This window comes from Rhodococcus sp. NPDC057529, from assembly GCF_042802055.1.
Lineage (GTDB): Bacteria > Actinomycetota > Actinomycetes > Mycobacteriales > Mycobacteriaceae > Rhodococcus_F.
Genome location: NZ_JBHVEY010000009.1, coordinates 221,853 through 235,701, shown reverse-complemented (window position 1 = coordinate 235,701; position 13,849 = coordinate 221,853). Strand labels below are relative to the sequence as shown.

Below are 13,849 nucleotides of genomic sequence, written 5' to 3'. Positions count from 1 at the left end.
TCATGAATAGCGAGACGGTCAAGGCGCTGCTGCCGCACCTTCCCGTTCTCGTCGCCCTCGGCGAGGTCGAACACGTGACCGTTGCCGCCGCGATGCTCGGAATGCCCCAGCCCACGGTCAGCCGGATTGTCCGCCGGATGGAGAAGCAACTCGGCACACCACTCCTGGAGCCGGACGGGCGGGGCGTCCGGTTGACGGATGCAGGCCGGACACTGGTGCCGTACGCGCAACGCGCACTCGAGGCCGTGGTGGACGGCCTCGACGCCGTCCGGACCCAGGATCGCAGGACGCGGGCAACCGTTCGCATCGCCTTTCAGACGTCGCTCGGCGAGCTCCTCGTGCCCGAGTTGATTCGGATCGTCCGCGCAGAGGATCCGGCGATCCGTTTCGTCCTCAGCCAGGGTGCGCGGCGCACGTGCCTGAACACCCTCGTCGACGGGGAGGCCGATATCGCCCTCGTCTCTCGTCTCGACCCTCCGCCGGACGGACTGACGGTCACGCCGCTGTTCGAACAGCCACTCGTCGTCCTGGTGCCCGCCGAGCACCCGCGGGCCGGGGCGACATCGACGACGATCCGTGACCTCGCATCCGAGCCGATCATCACGCTCAAGCCGGGCTACGGCCTCCGCGGGTCCGTCGACGACCTGTTCGCACGGGCCGGCGCCCTCCCCACGATCGCGTTCGAAGGCGAGGACCTGCGGACCGTGTCCGGCCTGGTGGCCTCCGGCTTGGGCGTCGGCATCATGCCCGCCGCCGACACTCCCCCACCCGGCTGCGCGCAGATTCGCCTCGACGATCCCCGGGCGACCCGAGACATCGGCGCCGCGCTGCTGCCCGGCGTCCCGCGAACCGCGGTCACCACGGTGCTCACCGCCCTCGTCGCGCTCACTTCGACGGAGAACCGTCACGACGAGCAACCGAACCCGAGGGAGTCGACGTGAATCGCGAACACCTCCACGGTCAACGCCGGCATCGGTGGTGTCGGTGATCGCCGCCGGTGAGAGGTGGCCGGGCGGCGAACTCCGACCGGCGGTCGAAGATTTGTGGGGAGCGCGCGCCGCGATGTGCGCGCCGATCGCAATCGGATCGGCGTGATCGGTCAACCGCTGACGGTGACGGTCACGTTGCCGACCTTGTGGCCCAGTTCGACGTACCGATGTGCATCGACGATCCGATCCATCGGGAAATTGCGGTCGACGACGACGCGGAACCGCTCGGATTCGATCAGTTCCTTCACGTAGGCGAGGGCCTTCTTCTTCTCGACCGACATCCCCGGCCGCACGGTTCGTCCGCCGCGCAGCGCAGTCCACGCACCGAGCGGCCAGTTGATCAGGCCGGTCGTGGGGAGGTAACAGCCGCGCGGGGTGAGCGCCCGTCGGCATCGCGCGAACGAGGTCGCGGTGACGGTGTCGAAGATGACGTCGTACGTCTCGTGACGGACGGTGAAGTCTTCCGTGCGGTAGTCGACGACGTGATCGGCGCCCAGGTCCGTGACCAGATCGGCGTTACGGGAGCCGCACACGGCGGTCACCTCGGCACCGAGGTGTTTGGCCAGTTGCACAGCGGCGGTTCCGATGCTCCCGGAGGCGCCGATGACCACAACGTGCCGGCCGCTACGGACGTGTGCCTTGTCGCGAAGGAAGTAGAGCGCCGTCGAGGGGCCGTCGACCGCGGCGGCCGCCTCCGCGAAGCCGATGCCGGCGGGCTTCCGCTCGAGCGACGCGGACTCGGGCAAGCAGACGTATTCGGCACACGCACCCAGGTGAAATCCGGCGAATCCGAAAACCTGGTCGCCGGTGGCGAACCGGCGTACATCCGCGCCCGTCGCTTCGATCTCCCCGGAGAATTCGAGCCCGAGAATCCGCCGATTCTTCCGCGGCCGAGTGACACCGAGGACGACACGTCCCCAACGGGGCGACCCCCTGCGCATGAGGGTCTCGGCCCGCGTCACCGTCGTCGCGTGCACGCGCACCACAACCTCGTCCGGCTTCGGTGTCGGTCGCGCAACTTCACGGACACCGAGAACCTCCGGCGGTCCGAACTCGGTATACACGACTGCTTTCACCGGTCACTCCTGCTCCCGCGTGCTCATCCTGGATCGGTGCCGCGATCGATCTCATCATCGCGCATTCCGACGCCGAACGGACGAGCCGCCGGCTGATGACGCGGCGCTGCCGATCACATCGGCTGTTCGGCGACGGCTGCGCGATCGAGCGCGGGAGAATTGTGACCACTGTGCCGGCCGCAGAAGGGTGCGGGGTGCTCGCAGCCGCAAGCCGATATCGAGAGGATTCGCAACATGACCGAAAATCCCATTGTCGAACTCGCTGTGGACGAATCGTTCGCGGTGCCCGCAGACCCCGACCGAGTGGAGAGGGCAGCGGAAAGTCTGCGGCGCAACGGATTCACCGCGCACATCGCCGACACCATCGACGCCGCGCACACCCTCGTGACCGACCTGCTCCCGACCGACAAGACCATCTTCACCACGACCAGCGAGACACTCAGACACTCCGGCCTCGACGACACCATCAACTCGTCCGGAAGATTTCGCAGCCTGCGCGCCGAGCAATCCGACTGGGACATGAGCGCACGCCACGACGACGTACGCGTCACCCGCTCGGCACCCGACGTCGTGATCGGGAGCGTGCACGCGGTCACCGAGGACGGAAGGCTCGTCACCGCGTCCGCGAGCGGCAGCCAACTCGCCCCTTACGCATCCGGTGCCGACCTGGCGGTGTGGGTGGTCGGAGCCCAGAAGGTGGTGCCCGACCTGGCGACCGCTCTGCGTCGCATCGAAACCTATTCCTATCCCAGGGAAGACGCGCGCGCCCAACATGTTTACGGAGTCCGCAGCACAATCTCGAAGATCCTGATCAACGGACGCGAACTGGTCCCGGGCCGCGGGACCGTCGTTCTCGTCCGTGAAGCCATCGGATACTGAGAGCACGCCAAGAGCGTCACACTTCGGTGCCCCGGCGCCTATGCTGACCCGCACACGCACGCTCTCGTCGAGGGAGGCCCGGGATGTTCGTCCTGCTCCGGCACGCCCATGCGATAGGAAAGCAAGACTGGAGCGGGCCCGACGCCGACCGGCCCCTCAGCGCTCTCGGACGGGACCAGGCCGCCGGCCTCGTCGCCACGCTGACCGGAGTCGAGTTACGAGTCCTGTACTGCAGCCCGACCACCCGGTGCCTCGACACTCTCGCCCCCTTGGCCGCCGGCTACCGCCTGCCCATCCACGAGCATCCGCTGCTCGCCCCGGACGCGGCTCCCGACGAACTGTGCGCCGCGCTGGACACCATCGACCTCGACGGCACGTTGTGGTGCACCCACGGTGAAGTCCTCACCGGGCTGGCCGCATGCACCCGCGCTGACGGAACGCGCACCTACCCCATCGGGCAGACCGCGAAAGGCGGAGCCTGGCTGCTGAACGCACATGCCCCACTGCGCTATATCGGCCCCGTCCCGCCGCAGTAGAGCCACGGTGTAACTCCCGCATAGGGTGACGACCATGATCGACACCTGGGATGCCGACGCTCCCGGAATCCTCCGCCTGCCGTCCGGGCGTCTCGTCCGCGGCCGGGGGCTGCGACGACCGCTCCCCGACGGCCCCCTGCCCGATTTCGCCGTGTACCTGCTGGGGCGCACGCCGCCGCCGGTGCAGTGGGACTCACGGTGGGTCCGGTGGCCGGATTTCGCACTGCCCCGGGACCGCCGCGACACCCTGGATGCGCTGGGCGAGGTGTGGCGCCGTGCCGCATCCGAGCGGGTGGAGGTGGCGTGCGGAGGCGGCCGCGGCCGGACGGGCACCGCCCTCGCCTGCATCGCCGTGCTCGACGGGGTGCCTGCGCGGGACGCCGTCGCGTACGTGCGACAGCACTATCACCGGCACGCCGTCGAGACGCCGTGGCAGCGGCGGTATGTCGGACGGTTCACCGCCGCATCCTGACACCGCCGACCGGCACGACACGAGAACGCCGACGGCCCCGCACAGATTCGTGCGGGGCCGCCGGCGTGGTGACCGGGAGAAGACTACTTCTCGGCAGCCGCCTCTTCGCTCTGCTCGGCCGGAGCCGCAGCGCCGTCTTCCTCGACGGGGATCAGCGAGATCTTGCCGCGGTTGTCGATGTCGGCGATCTCGACACGCAACTTCGAGCCGACGCTCACGACGTCCTCGACCTTGGCGATGCGCTTGCCGCTGCCCAGCTTCGAGATGTGCACCAGCCCGTCGCGGCCGGGGAGGAGCGACACGAACGCACCGAAGGCGGTGGTCTTGACGACCGTACCCAGGAAGCGCTCGCCGACCTTCGGCAGCTGCGGGTTGGCGATGGCGTTGATCATGTCGATCGCGGCCTGCGCGGACGGGCCGTCCGTCGCACCGACGAACACGGTGCCGTCATCTTCGATGGAGATGTTGGCGCCGGTCTGCTCGGTGATGGAGTTGATCATCTTGCCCTTGGGGCCGATGACCTCACCGATCTTGTCGACGGGGACCTTGATGGCCGTGACGCGCGGGGCGAACGGGCTCATCTCGTCCGGGGTGTCGATGGCCTCGGCCATGACCTCGAGGATCGTGGCCCGCGCGTCCTTTGCCTGCGACAGCGCGCCGGCGAGGACCTTCGACGGGATGCCGTCGAGCTTCGTGTCGAGCTGCAGAGCCGTGACGAAGTCCTTCGTGCCCGCGACCTTGAAGTCCATGTCGCCGAACGCGTCCTCGGCACCGAGGATGTCGGTGAGTGCGACGTAACGGGTCTCACCGTCGACCTGGTCGGAGACGAGGCCCATGGCGATACCGGCGACCGGAGCCTTCAACGGCACACCGGCGTTGAGCAGTGCGAGCGTCGACGCACACACGGAGCCCATCGAGGTGGAGCCGTTGGAGCTGAGGGCCTCCGACACCTGACGGATGGCGTACGGGAATTCCTCGACGCTGGGCAGCACGGGCATGAGAGCCCGCTCCGCCAGCGCGCCGTGACCGATCTCGCGGCGCTTCGGCGAACCGACGCGTCCCGTCTCACCGGTGGAGTACGGCGGGAAGTTGTAGTGGTGCATGTACCGCTTGGTCGTCTCGGGTCCGAGCGAATCGACCTGCTGCGCCATCTTCACCATGTCGAGGGTGGTGACACCCAGGATCTGGGTCTCGCCGCGCTCGAACAGAGCGGAGCCGTGGGCACGCGGAACGATGGCGACCTCGGCCGACAGCGAACGGATGTCCGTGATGCCGCGGCCGTCGATGCGGAACTGATCGCGCAGGATGCGCTGACGGACCAGCTTCTTCGTCAGCGAGCGGAATGCCGCGCCGAGTTCCTTCTCGCGTCCCTCGAAGTTCGGGGCGACCTGCTCGAGGACCTCGACCTTGACCTCGTCGGTCTTGTCGTCGCGCTCCTGCTTGCCGGCGATGGTCAGCGCCGCGCTGAGCTTCTCCGCTGCGGCGGCCTCGACGGCGGCGAACACGTCGTCCTGGTACGCCGGGAAGACGGGGAAGTCACCGGTGGGCTTGGCCGCCTTGACCGCGAGCTGCTGCTGTGCGGTGCACAGGCGAGCGATGAACGGCTTGGCGGCTTCGAGGCCCTCGGCCACGATCGTCTCGGTGGGAGCCTGTGCGCCACCGTCGATCAGGGAGATCACGTTGTCGGTGGCCTCGGCCTCGACCATCATGATCGCGACGTCGGCGTCGTCACCGCTGCCGGAGACGATGCGGCCGGCGACGACCATGTCGAAGACGGCGTTCTCGAGCTGCTCGACGGTGGGGAATGCGACCCACTGGCCGGCCTTGTTCTCGTCCGACGTGATGAGTGCGACACGCACGCCACCGACGGGGCCGGAGAACGGCAGTCCGGCGATCTGGGTGGAGGCCGACGCGGCGTTGATCGCGACCACGTCGTACAGGTCCTGCGGGTTCAGGCTCATCACCGTGACCACGACCTGGATCTCGTTGCGCAGGCCGTCGACGAACGACGGACGCAGCGGCCGGTCGATCAGGCGGCAGGTCAGGATCGCGTCCGTGGAGGGGCGGCCCTCACGACGGAAGAACGAGCCGGGGATGCGGCCCGCGGCGTACATGCGCTCCTCGACGTCCACCGTCAGGGGGAAGAAGTCGAAGTGCTCCTTGGGGTGCTTGCTGGCGCTCGTCGCGGACAGCAGCATCGTCTCGTCGTCCAGGTAGGCGACGACGGCGCCGGCGGCCTGCTGCGCGAGGCGACCGGTCTCGAAACGAATGGTGCGGGTTCCGAAGGACCCGTTGTCGATCACGGCGGTGGATTCGAACACGCCCTCATCGACCTCTACTGCGGAATTCTCTGTCATCTCTTCTTTTCACTTCCCTCTCGTCTTCGCCGTACCCGCGGGGGCGTTCTCACCCTCCTGGCGAGAACTGCGCACCTGAGGGACATCCCCCTCTCGAGTTCTCGGGATGTCACTGTGCGGAGGCGGCCGTCGATCGAAGTCCGCCGGACCGTGTCCGGAAGACCACTACCGAAGACCGACACCACATTCTCGGGTGCATACGGTAGTGCTGCCCTCGGCAGCTAACACCGATAGCCAGCGAGGCCCAGTCTAAGCAAGGCCCCGCCGGCTACCGGAGTGATTTGCGATCGAAATGATCGCGATGTTGCGAAACTCAGCGACGCAGGCCGAGACGCTCGATCAGCGAGCGGTAACGCTCGATGTCGACCTTCTGGACGTACTTGAGCAGACGACGACGGCGTCCGACCAGCAGCAGGAGGCCGCGGCGGGAGTGGTGGTCGTGCTTGTGCATCTTGAGGTGTTCGGTGAGATCGACGATGCGCTTGGTGAGCATGGCCACCTGCGCCTCCGGCGAACCGGTGTCGGTCTCGTGCAGGCCGTACTCGCTCAGGACCTGCTTCTTCTCTTCGGTGGTCAATGCCACTGGTTCACTCCTGGTGATGACGTTCGCGTGCAAGGATCGAAACTCGGCGCGGCCGCCGCGAACCGCAGCGCACGCCAGCGGTCAACTTTACCAGCTGAAATGCACGTGCTTTACCGCACGTCCTCCGAGGCCGCGAGGATCGCGCGCGCACGCTCGGCGTCCTTGCCCATCGCGACGATCAGGTCGTCCACGGAATCGAACTTCTCCATCCCACGGAGACGCTCGACGAGGTCGACGGCCACGTGCTGGCCGTACAGGTCGGCTTCCCGATCGAGGACGAAGGCCTCCACGGTGCGCGTCCGCCCGGAGAACGTCGGGTTGGTGCCCACCGACACGGCAGCCATGTACCGCTCGCCGGACGTGACGGTGCCCAGGTCGACTCCGTGCCCGAGCACGGTGAACCAGGCGGCGTACACGCCGTCCGCGGGAATCGCGGCGTACATCGGCGGCGCGACGTTCGCGGTCGGGTAGCCGAGCTGGCGTCCGCGACCGTCGCCGTGGACGACGACGCCCTCGACACGGTGCGGGCGGCCGAGCGCCTCCGTCGCGGCGGCCATGTCACCGGCGTCCACGCAGGAGCGGATGTAGGTGGACGAGAACGTGACTGCGTGCTCCGCGAGCAATGTCACACCGTCGACCGCGAACCCGAACCGGTCGCCGATCTGCCGCAGCAGGTCGACGTTGCCCGCGGCCTTCTTGCCGAACGTGAAATTCTCACCGACGACGACGTCGGCCACGTGCAGGCGCTCCACGAGAATCTCGTGGGCGTACCGCTCCGGCGTCAGCTTCATGAATTCGGCGGTGAACGGCATGACGCAGAACACGTCGATGCCCAGCTCCTCCGCGAGCTCCGCCCGGCGGGCGAGCGTCGTGAGCTGGGCGGGATGACTGCCCGGTCGAACCACTTCCATCGGATGGGGATCGAAAGTCATGAGCACGCTGGGTATTCCACGCGTGCGGGCAGCCGCCACCGCTCGACTGATCAATTGGGCGTGACCTCGGTGCACGCCATCGAATACGCCGATCGTAAGAACACAACGACCCCAATCGGCAGGAACCTCGTCGAGACCACGCCATCTCAGCACGAGTGGCAGCCTACGGTGCCGCGCGCCGATGTTCATCTTCGGACCGGTCGTCCGGCGGTCCGGCGTGGCGGGGAAACGTCACGACCTCGCGGTTCGCCGTCGCCGGTGACGTCCCCCGGGGATCGATCAGGTGTGTCGATGTGTCTCGCCGGTAAGACTTGCCTAAGCTCGTTGGCGTGGCCGTGAACAAGAATGACCAGAGCGTGACCGAGGACTCGACCTCCGAGACCGGGGCGCTCTCGGCAGTGGCGCAGGACTACCTGAAGGTCATCTGGACCGTTCAGGAGTGGTCGCAGGAGCGGGTCTCCACGAAACTGCTCTCCGAGAAGATCGGGGTGTCCGCGTCGACCGTGTCGGAGGCCATCCGGAAACTGTCCGATCAGGGCCTCGTCGATCACGCCCGCTACGGGTCGATCGCCCTGACCGAGGCGGGGCGCGTCGCGGCCGTCGGAATGGTCCGCAGGCACCGCCTCATCGAGACGTACCTGGTGCACGAACTCGGCTACGGCTGGGACGAGGTGCACGACGAGGCGGAGGTGCTCGAGCACGCCGTCTCGGATCTGATGATCTCCCGGATGGACGCCAAGCTCGGCCATCCCGAACGCGATCCGCACGGTGATCCGATTCCCGCGGTCGACGGGTCGGTGCCCACTCCCCCGGCACGTCAGCTCAGCGACTTCGTCAACGGCGAGAGTGGCCGCATCGCCCGCATCTCCGACTCCGACCCGGCCATGCTGCGGTACTTCGATTCGGTGGGTGTGGCACTGGACGTGACGGTGACGGTGCTGGAGCGACGCGACTACGCCGGCACCGTGTCGGTGCGGATCGGCGCCCAGGATGACACCGTCGAGCTCGGAAACCCCGCGGCCCAGGCCATCTGGCTGGTGTGAGCCGCTACCTCAGGGTCGCGGGACGGACCACCATCACCGAACTCGCCCGCTTTCCCCGCTCCTGGAGCAGCGCGATGGTGTGCCCGCTCGGATCGATGGCGGCGTAGACGCCCTTGATGCCGATCGGCTCCAGCCAGCGGCCCTGACTGATCGCCTCGGCCTCGTCGGCGTCGATCTGCCGGTGCGGGAACGCGGTCTGCGCGGCGGCGTCGATGTCGAGGCTGACGCCCGGCTCCTCGGCCAGCTGTTCCAGCGTGCGCGCGTGTTCGAGGGTGAACGGTCCCACTCGGGTCCGGCGCAGCGACGTGAGGTGCCCGCCGACACCGATCAACGCGATCCCCAGATCACGTGCGAGCGCCCGCACATAGGTTCCGGACGAACATTCCACCTCGACGTCGAGGTCGACGAACGTGCCCTCGGTGCGCCTCGCGGTCACCTCGAACCGGGACACCGTGACCGACCGGGGCGCGAGTTCGAACTCCTCACCGGCGCGGATCAGCGCGTGCGCCCGCCGGCCGTCCACCTTGATGGCACTGACGCTCGACGGGATCTGCTGGATGTCCCCGGTGAGGGTGCGCACCTGTGCGGCGATCTCCTCGTGCCTCACCCCGGACGCATCGGCCGAGGCGACGACGTCCCCCTCGGCGTCGTCGGTGGTGGTGGCCTGCCCCAACCGGATCGTGGCCGTGTACGCCTTGGTGGTCAGCGCGAGAAGCCCCAGCAGCTTCGTCGCCCGCTCCACACCGAGCACCAGCACCCCGGTGGCCATCGGGTCCAGAGTGCCCGCGTGGCCGACCTTCCGGGTGCCGAGCAGCTTGCGGCACCGGGCCACCACATCGTGGCTGGTGACGCCCGCGTCCTTGTCGACGATGAGCAGTCCGGCGCCGACGAGACCGGAAGAAGGCTTTTCACGTGCAGACACGAGGCCCGATTCTGCCAGCCGCCGTCACGGCACCGAAATCAGTGCACCGCAATGGCGGTGATGATGAGGCCGTCGGACACCATCCACCGGCCGTCGAACGACGCCAGCGGTGGTCCGTCGACGGTCTCCCCGGAGATGAGGAGATCCGAATGGAACGTGCCGGTGCCGTCGCCGGACGCCTCGAACGTGATGTGCGCGTCCTCGAACCCGAGCCACCGGCCGGTGAGCGGGAACCACGCCTTGTACGTGGCTTCCTTGGCGCAGAACAGCAGCCTGTCCCGGTGCACCGGACCGCCGGTGGCCGAGCGCCACTGCCCGGAGTCCGCCGCACCCGACAGCCAGTCGCGCTCGGCGGGCAGGCTCACCGCGTCCAGCACCCCGTCGGGCAGCGCGTCGTGCGGTTCGGCGTCGATGCCGACGGACCGCACCTGCATCGCGTAGCCGAGCGCCGCGCCTCGGTACCCGTCGCAGTGGGTGAGGCTCCCGACCACGCCGCGCGGCCACACCGGGGAACCCTTGTCGCCCCGCAGAACAGGGGCCTGGTCCACACCCAGCTTCGTCATCGCCAGGCGGGCGCAGTGCCGCGCGGTGGTGAATTCGCGTCGCCGCTTCTCCACCGCCCGCCCGATCAGCGCCTCCTCCTGCGGGTGCGGACGCAGCCCCGCCGGGTCCTCGAACAGTTCCGAGGACACCACCCCGGCCGGCAGAATTCTCTCGATCACAGGGCCCCCCTCGCCCGCATCTTCTCCACTTCGGCTTCCTGTTCGGGAGTGACCTTGAAGTGGCCGCCCCACTTGTTCAGCGTGCCCGGCGGATACTCCGGCACCGGGAGGATCTGCCGCAGCAAATTGTCCGGGAGTCCCCGCCGCTGCCACTCCCGCGGGTAGCCCAGCGACACCTCCTCGAACCGCACCCCGTCGTAGTAGGTGGTGCGCGGAATGTGCAGATGCCCGTACACGGCGCAGACGGCGTTGTACCGGGTGTGCCAGTCCGCGGTCAGTTCGGTGCCGCACCACAGCGAGAACTCCGGGTACCACAGCACCTGCGTGGGCTGACGCACCAACGGGAAGTGGTTGATCAGGACAGTGCGGGTGCCGGCGGGGAGGGCGTCCAGCCGGGCCTTCGTCGTCTCGACACGGTTGCGGCACCAGGCGTCCCGGGTTCCGTACGGTTCGCTCGACAGCAGGAACTCGTCCGTGGCCACCACGTTCTTCTCCCGCGCGATCGCGAGGCCTTCCTCCTTGGTGGTGGCGCCGTCGGGCAGGAACGTGTAGTCGTACAGCAGGAACATCGGGACCAGCGTGACCGGGCCGTCCTCCGCCTCCCACACCGGGAACGGGTCCTCGGGGGTGATGACCCCGATCTCGCGGCACATGGTGACGAGGTAGTCGTAGCGGGCGGCGCCGTGGATCTGCACCGGGTCCTTCGCCGTCGTCCACAGTTCGTGGTTGCCGGGAACCCAGATGACCTGCGCGAAACGACTGCGCAGAAGTTTCAGCGCCCACCGGATGTCGTCCGTCTTCTCGGAGACGTCCCCGGCGACGATCAGCCAGTCCTCGGGCGAGTCCGGGTAGATGTCCTCGGTGATCGGGCGGTTTCCCCGGTGCCCCACATGGGTGTCGCTCACCGCCATCAGTTTGGGTGCCACGTCAACCACCTTTCCGATCGTGCTCCGCCGCCGGATCGCTGTCCGATCCGTGCCGTGCCTGCAGGTCGGCCCCCACCACTGCCCAGCGGCCCGATCCGACCCGCCACACGACCGCAAGCATCCGAAGTATCAAGAACACCGTGAGCCCCGTCCAGATTCCCGCCAGGCCCCAGTCGTTCAGCATCGACAGCCAGATCAGCGGCAGGAACCCGGCCAGCGCGCAGGACAGCGTGGCGTTCCGGAGGAAGGCGACGTCCCCGGCCCCGAGCAGCACGCCGTCGAGCGCGAACACGACGCCGGCCACCGGCATGATCGCTACGAAGAACCACCAGGCCACCGCCATCTCGTCGAGTACGGCCCGGTCGGAGGTGAACAGTGCGGGGATCACGCCGTGACCGAGGGCGAAGATCAGGGCGAGTCCGGTCGCGAAGATCGTGGACCATCGGGTGATGCGCCACGACAGTCGCGTGGCACCGTGGGCGTGCCCGGCGCCCAGCGCGGCACCGACGAGTGCCTGTGCGGCGATTGCCAGGGAGTCGAGGGTGAGGGCCACGAGGTTCCACAGCTGCAGCACCACCTGGTGGGCTGCGACCGCTGCGGCGCCGAACCGGGACGCGACGGCGGCGGCGGACAGGAAGCACGCCTGGAACGCCAGGCTCCGCAGGATCAGGTCCCGGCCGAGAACCATCTGGGCGCGCATGACGTGCCACCGCGGTCGCAACGGCACCCGCTCGACCACCAGCGCCCCGACGAACAGGCTCGCGGACACGGCCTGCCCGATCACGTTCGCGACCGCCGAACCCTCGAGTTCCAGCCGCGGCGCGCCCCACAATCCGTGCACCAGCACCGGGCAGGTCACGGCCGACACGACGAGACCGGCGATCACGAATCGCAGGGGCCGCACCGTGTTCTGCACACCACGCATCCACCCGTTGCCCGCCATCGCGACGAGGATCAGCGGGGCGCCGAACACCGCGATCCGCAACCAGCTTCCGGCGGCCGCCGCGATGTCGGAGCCGCCCGCGATCGCCGACGTGACCGGGCCTCCGAACAGGTGGACCAGCGCGATCACCAGCGCGCCGATGCCCAGTGCCAGCCATGTGGCCTGCACTCCTTCCCGGACCGCGCCGCGCTCGTCCCCGGCGCCGTGCATGCGGGACGCGCGCGCCGTCGTGCCGTAGGACAGGAACGTCAGCTGGGTGCTGACCTGGGCGAGAATGAGGCCGCCGACGGCAAGGCCCGCGAGCGCCAGCGCACCCAGCCGGCCGACGACAGCGATGTCGAAGAGCAGATAGATCGGTTCGGCCGCGAGCACACCGAGCGCCGGCAACGCCAGCCCGAACACCGTCCGGGCGGTCGCGTCGCCCGTGACTTCCGACACCTCAGCCAACGATTTCGGACCTCAGCCGAGCGATTCGACGAGCGCGGTCACGATCTCGTCCGCAGAGTTCACGGCCGTGTAGCCGGCAGCGAACCGGTGACCGCCGCCGCCGAGGTACCCGGCGACGATCGAGACGTCCACGTCGGACTTCGACCGCAGCGACACCGAATACGTGCCGTCGGCCGCCTCCTTGAGGACGGCCGCGACCTCGGCCTCGGACGTCGTCCGGACGATGTCGATGACGCTCTCGATCTCCTCCGAGCGCAGATCCCCGACGTAGGCCTGCCGGATGACGGCGTAGACGAGTCCGCGCCCACCGGCCGCCTCGGGGAGGAGCGTCGCCGATCCGAGCACCGAGGACAGCATCGGCAGCCACCCGAACGGATGGGTGTCGAGCAGACGGCGGGCGATGCGGGCACCGTCGATCCCGGTGGCGAGGAGCCGCTCCGCGAGAGTGTGCGTGCCCGGCTGCACCCAGCGGAACGAACCGGTGTCGGTCACGAGACCCGCGTACAGGCAGTGCGCGAGGTCGGTGTCGATGTCCACACCCCACACGTCGAACATCTGCGCCACGACAGCGGTCGTCGACTCCGCCGACTCGTCGATCAGGTTCATGCGACCGAACCGGGTGTTGGACCGGTGGTGATCGATGACGAGGGTCTCCCCCGCGTGCGCGAGCCGGTCGGCGAGCTTCCCGAGACGTCCGGCGCTGCCGCAGTCCACGGTCACGAGCAGATCGACGTTGCGGCGCACCTGGTCCGCGGGCACCAGCAGGTGCGTGCCCGGCAGTTCGCGCATCGACTCCGGCAGTTCGTCGGGCGCGCCGAACGCCACCTGCACCGGAATCCCCTTGCGCTCGAGCACCAATGCCAGGGCGAGTCCACTGCCGATCGTGTCGGCATCGGGTTGGACGTGACACAGAATCGTCACCGACGTCGCGTTCTCGAGAACGGCGACCGCCTGCGGCAGAAACACCTCGTGACGATCGAGATCAGACAGGGACGTCTCCTGAGTGTGGGTCATGTCGGTTC

General features: G+C 68.4%; 14 protein-coding genes and 1 pseudogene. 6 read left to right on the top strand and 9 right to left on the bottom strand.

The window, feature by feature from the left end:
- The first annotated feature begins 2 nt into the window (after positions 1–2).
- Both ACFU5V_RS19885 and ACFU5V_RS19880 read left to right on the top strand, forming a co-directional pair.
- Entirely contained in the window at positions 3–941 is a 939-nt protein-coding gene (locus ACFU5V_RS19885) for a LysR family transcriptional regulator (protein ID WP_378701359.1), read from the top strand.
- A gap of 22 nt (positions 942–963) precedes the next feature.
- Positions 964–1,086 (top strand): annotated as a pseudogene (locus ACFU5V_RS19880) (2-phosphosulfolactate phosphatase); the annotation flags it as partial.
- 13 nt (positions 1,087–1,099) lie between these two features.
- On the opposite strand, the gene ACFU5V_RS19875 reads toward ACFU5V_RS19880, so the two are convergent.
- Positions 1,100–2,065, bottom strand: coding sequence for an NAD(P)-dependent alcohol dehydrogenase (locus ACFU5V_RS19875; protein WP_378701357.1), 966 nt, complete (start codon positions 2,063–2,065; stop codon positions 1,100–1,102).
- A 234-nt stretch (positions 2,066–2,299) separates the two neighbouring features.
- Here ACFU5V_RS19875 and ACFU5V_RS19870 point away from each other — a divergent pair, with 234 nt between their 5' ends.
- The 3 genes from ACFU5V_RS19870 to ACFU5V_RS19860 all read left to right on the top strand — a co-directional run bounded on the left by ACFU5V_RS19870 (position 2,300) and on the right by ACFU5V_RS19860 (position 3,952).
- On the top strand, positions 2,300–2,944 hold the full coding sequence (locus ACFU5V_RS19870; RefSeq protein ID WP_378701355.1) for an LUD domain-containing protein: 645 nt from the start codon (positions 2,300–2,302) through the stop codon (positions 2,942–2,944).
- Between the two features lie 83 nt (positions 2,945–3,027).
- Positions 3,028–3,480, top strand: a complete 453-nt coding sequence (locus ACFU5V_RS19865; RefSeq protein ID WP_378701353.1) for a SixA phosphatase family protein — start codon at positions 3,028–3,030, stop codon at positions 3,478–3,480.
- A 34-nt stretch (positions 3,481–3,514) separates the two neighbouring features.
- Entirely contained in the window at positions 3,515–3,952 is a 438-nt protein-coding gene (locus ACFU5V_RS19860) for a protein-tyrosine phosphatase family protein (protein ID WP_378432211.1), read from the top strand.
- Between the two features lie 83 nt (positions 3,953–4,035).
- On the opposite strand, the gene ACFU5V_RS19855 is transcribed toward ACFU5V_RS19860, so the two are convergent.
- The 3 genes from ACFU5V_RS19855 to ACFU5V_RS19845 form a co-directional block, all read right to left on the bottom strand.
- On the bottom strand, positions 4,036–6,309 hold the full coding sequence (locus ACFU5V_RS19855; protein ID WP_015890378.1) for a polyribonucleotide nucleotidyltransferase: 2,274 nt from the start codon (positions 6,307–6,309) through the stop codon (positions 4,036–4,038).
- 313 nt (positions 6,310–6,622) lie between these two features.
- Positions 6,623–6,892 (bottom strand): 30S ribosomal protein S15, encoded by a 270-nt coding sequence (gene rpsO, locus ACFU5V_RS19850; protein ID WP_005240682.1) that lies wholly within the window; start codon positions 6,890–6,892, stop codon positions 6,623–6,625.
- Between the two features lie 110 nt (positions 6,893–7,002).
- On the bottom strand, positions 7,003–7,977 hold the full coding sequence (locus tag ACFU5V_RS19845; RefSeq protein ID WP_025432373.1) for a bifunctional riboflavin kinase/FAD synthetase: 975 nt from the start codon (positions 7,975–7,977) through the stop codon (positions 7,003–7,005).
- Between the two features lie 176 nt (positions 7,978–8,153).
- Between ACFU5V_RS19845 and ACFU5V_RS19840 the strand changes: the two genes are divergently transcribed.
- A complete protein-coding gene (locus ACFU5V_RS19840) occupies positions 8,154–8,867 on the top strand; it encodes a metal-dependent transcriptional regulator (RefSeq protein WP_378431045.1) in 714 nt (237 codons plus the stop codon).
- Between the two features lie 4 nt (positions 8,868–8,871).
- Here ACFU5V_RS19840 and truB read toward each other — a convergent pair whose 3' ends face one another.
- Genes truB through ACFU5V_RS19815 form a run of 5 tightly spaced genes read right to left on the bottom strand, consistent with a single transcriptional unit; the run spans position 8,872 to position 13,841 of the window.
- Positions 8,872–9,789, bottom strand: a complete 918-nt coding sequence (truB, locus tag ACFU5V_RS19835; RefSeq protein WP_378701351.1) for a tRNA pseudouridine(55) synthase TruB — start codon at positions 9,787–9,789, stop codon at positions 8,872–8,874.
- A gap of 38 nt (positions 9,790–9,827) precedes the next feature.
- Positions 9,828–10,511: a 4'-phosphopantetheinyl transferase Npt gene (npt, locus tag ACFU5V_RS19830; protein ID WP_378431043.1), complete on the bottom strand. Its 684-nt coding sequence runs from the start codon at positions 10,509–10,511 to the stop codon at positions 9,828–9,830.
- Positions 10,508–11,437, bottom strand: coding sequence for a metallophosphoesterase (locus tag ACFU5V_RS19825; protein WP_087555737.1), 930 nt, complete (start codon positions 11,435–11,437; stop codon positions 10,508–10,510). The genes npt and ACFU5V_RS19825 overlap by 4 nt, the downstream gene beginning before the upstream one ends.
- A 1-nt stretch (position 11,438) precedes the next feature.
- Positions 11,439–12,827, bottom strand: coding sequence for an MATE family efflux transporter (locus ACFU5V_RS19820; protein WP_378701349.1), 1,389 nt, complete (start codon positions 12,825–12,827; stop codon positions 11,439–11,441).
- 12 nt (positions 12,828–12,839) lie between these two features.
- Entirely contained in the window at positions 12,840–13,841 is a 1,002-nt protein-coding gene (locus tag ACFU5V_RS19815) for a bifunctional oligoribonuclease/PAP phosphatase NrnA (RefSeq protein WP_378431040.1), read from the bottom strand.
- Positions 13,842–13,849: the final 8 nt, after the last annotated feature.

What these genes read in the sequence shown, in the direction of transcription:
- ACFU5V_RS19815 (WP_378431040.1), bottom strand. Translation starts at nt 13,841, where the DNA reads ATGACCCACACTCAGGAGACGTCCCTGTCTGATCTCGATCGTCACGAG.
- ACFU5V_RS19855 (WP_015890378.1), bottom strand. Translation starts at nt 6,309, where the DNA reads ATGACAGAGAATTCCGCAGTAGAGGTCGATGAGGGCGTGTTCGAATCC.
- ACFU5V_RS19885 (WP_378701359.1), top strand. Translation starts at nt 3, where the DNA reads ATGAATAGCGAGACGGTCAAGGCGCTGCTGCCGCACCTTCCCGTTCTC.
- ACFU5V_RS19865 (WP_378701353.1), top strand. Translation starts at nt 3,028, where the DNA reads ATGTTCGTCCTGCTCCGGCACGCCCATGCGATAGGAAAGCAAGACTGG.
- ACFU5V_RS19860 (WP_378432211.1), top strand. Translation starts at nt 3,515, where the DNA reads ATGATCGACACCTGGGATGCCGACGCTCCCGGAATCCTCCGCCTGCCG.
- ACFU5V_RS19870 (WP_378701355.1), top strand. Translation starts at nt 2,300, where the DNA reads ATGACCGAAAATCCCATTGTCGAACTCGCTGTGGACGAATCGTTCGCG.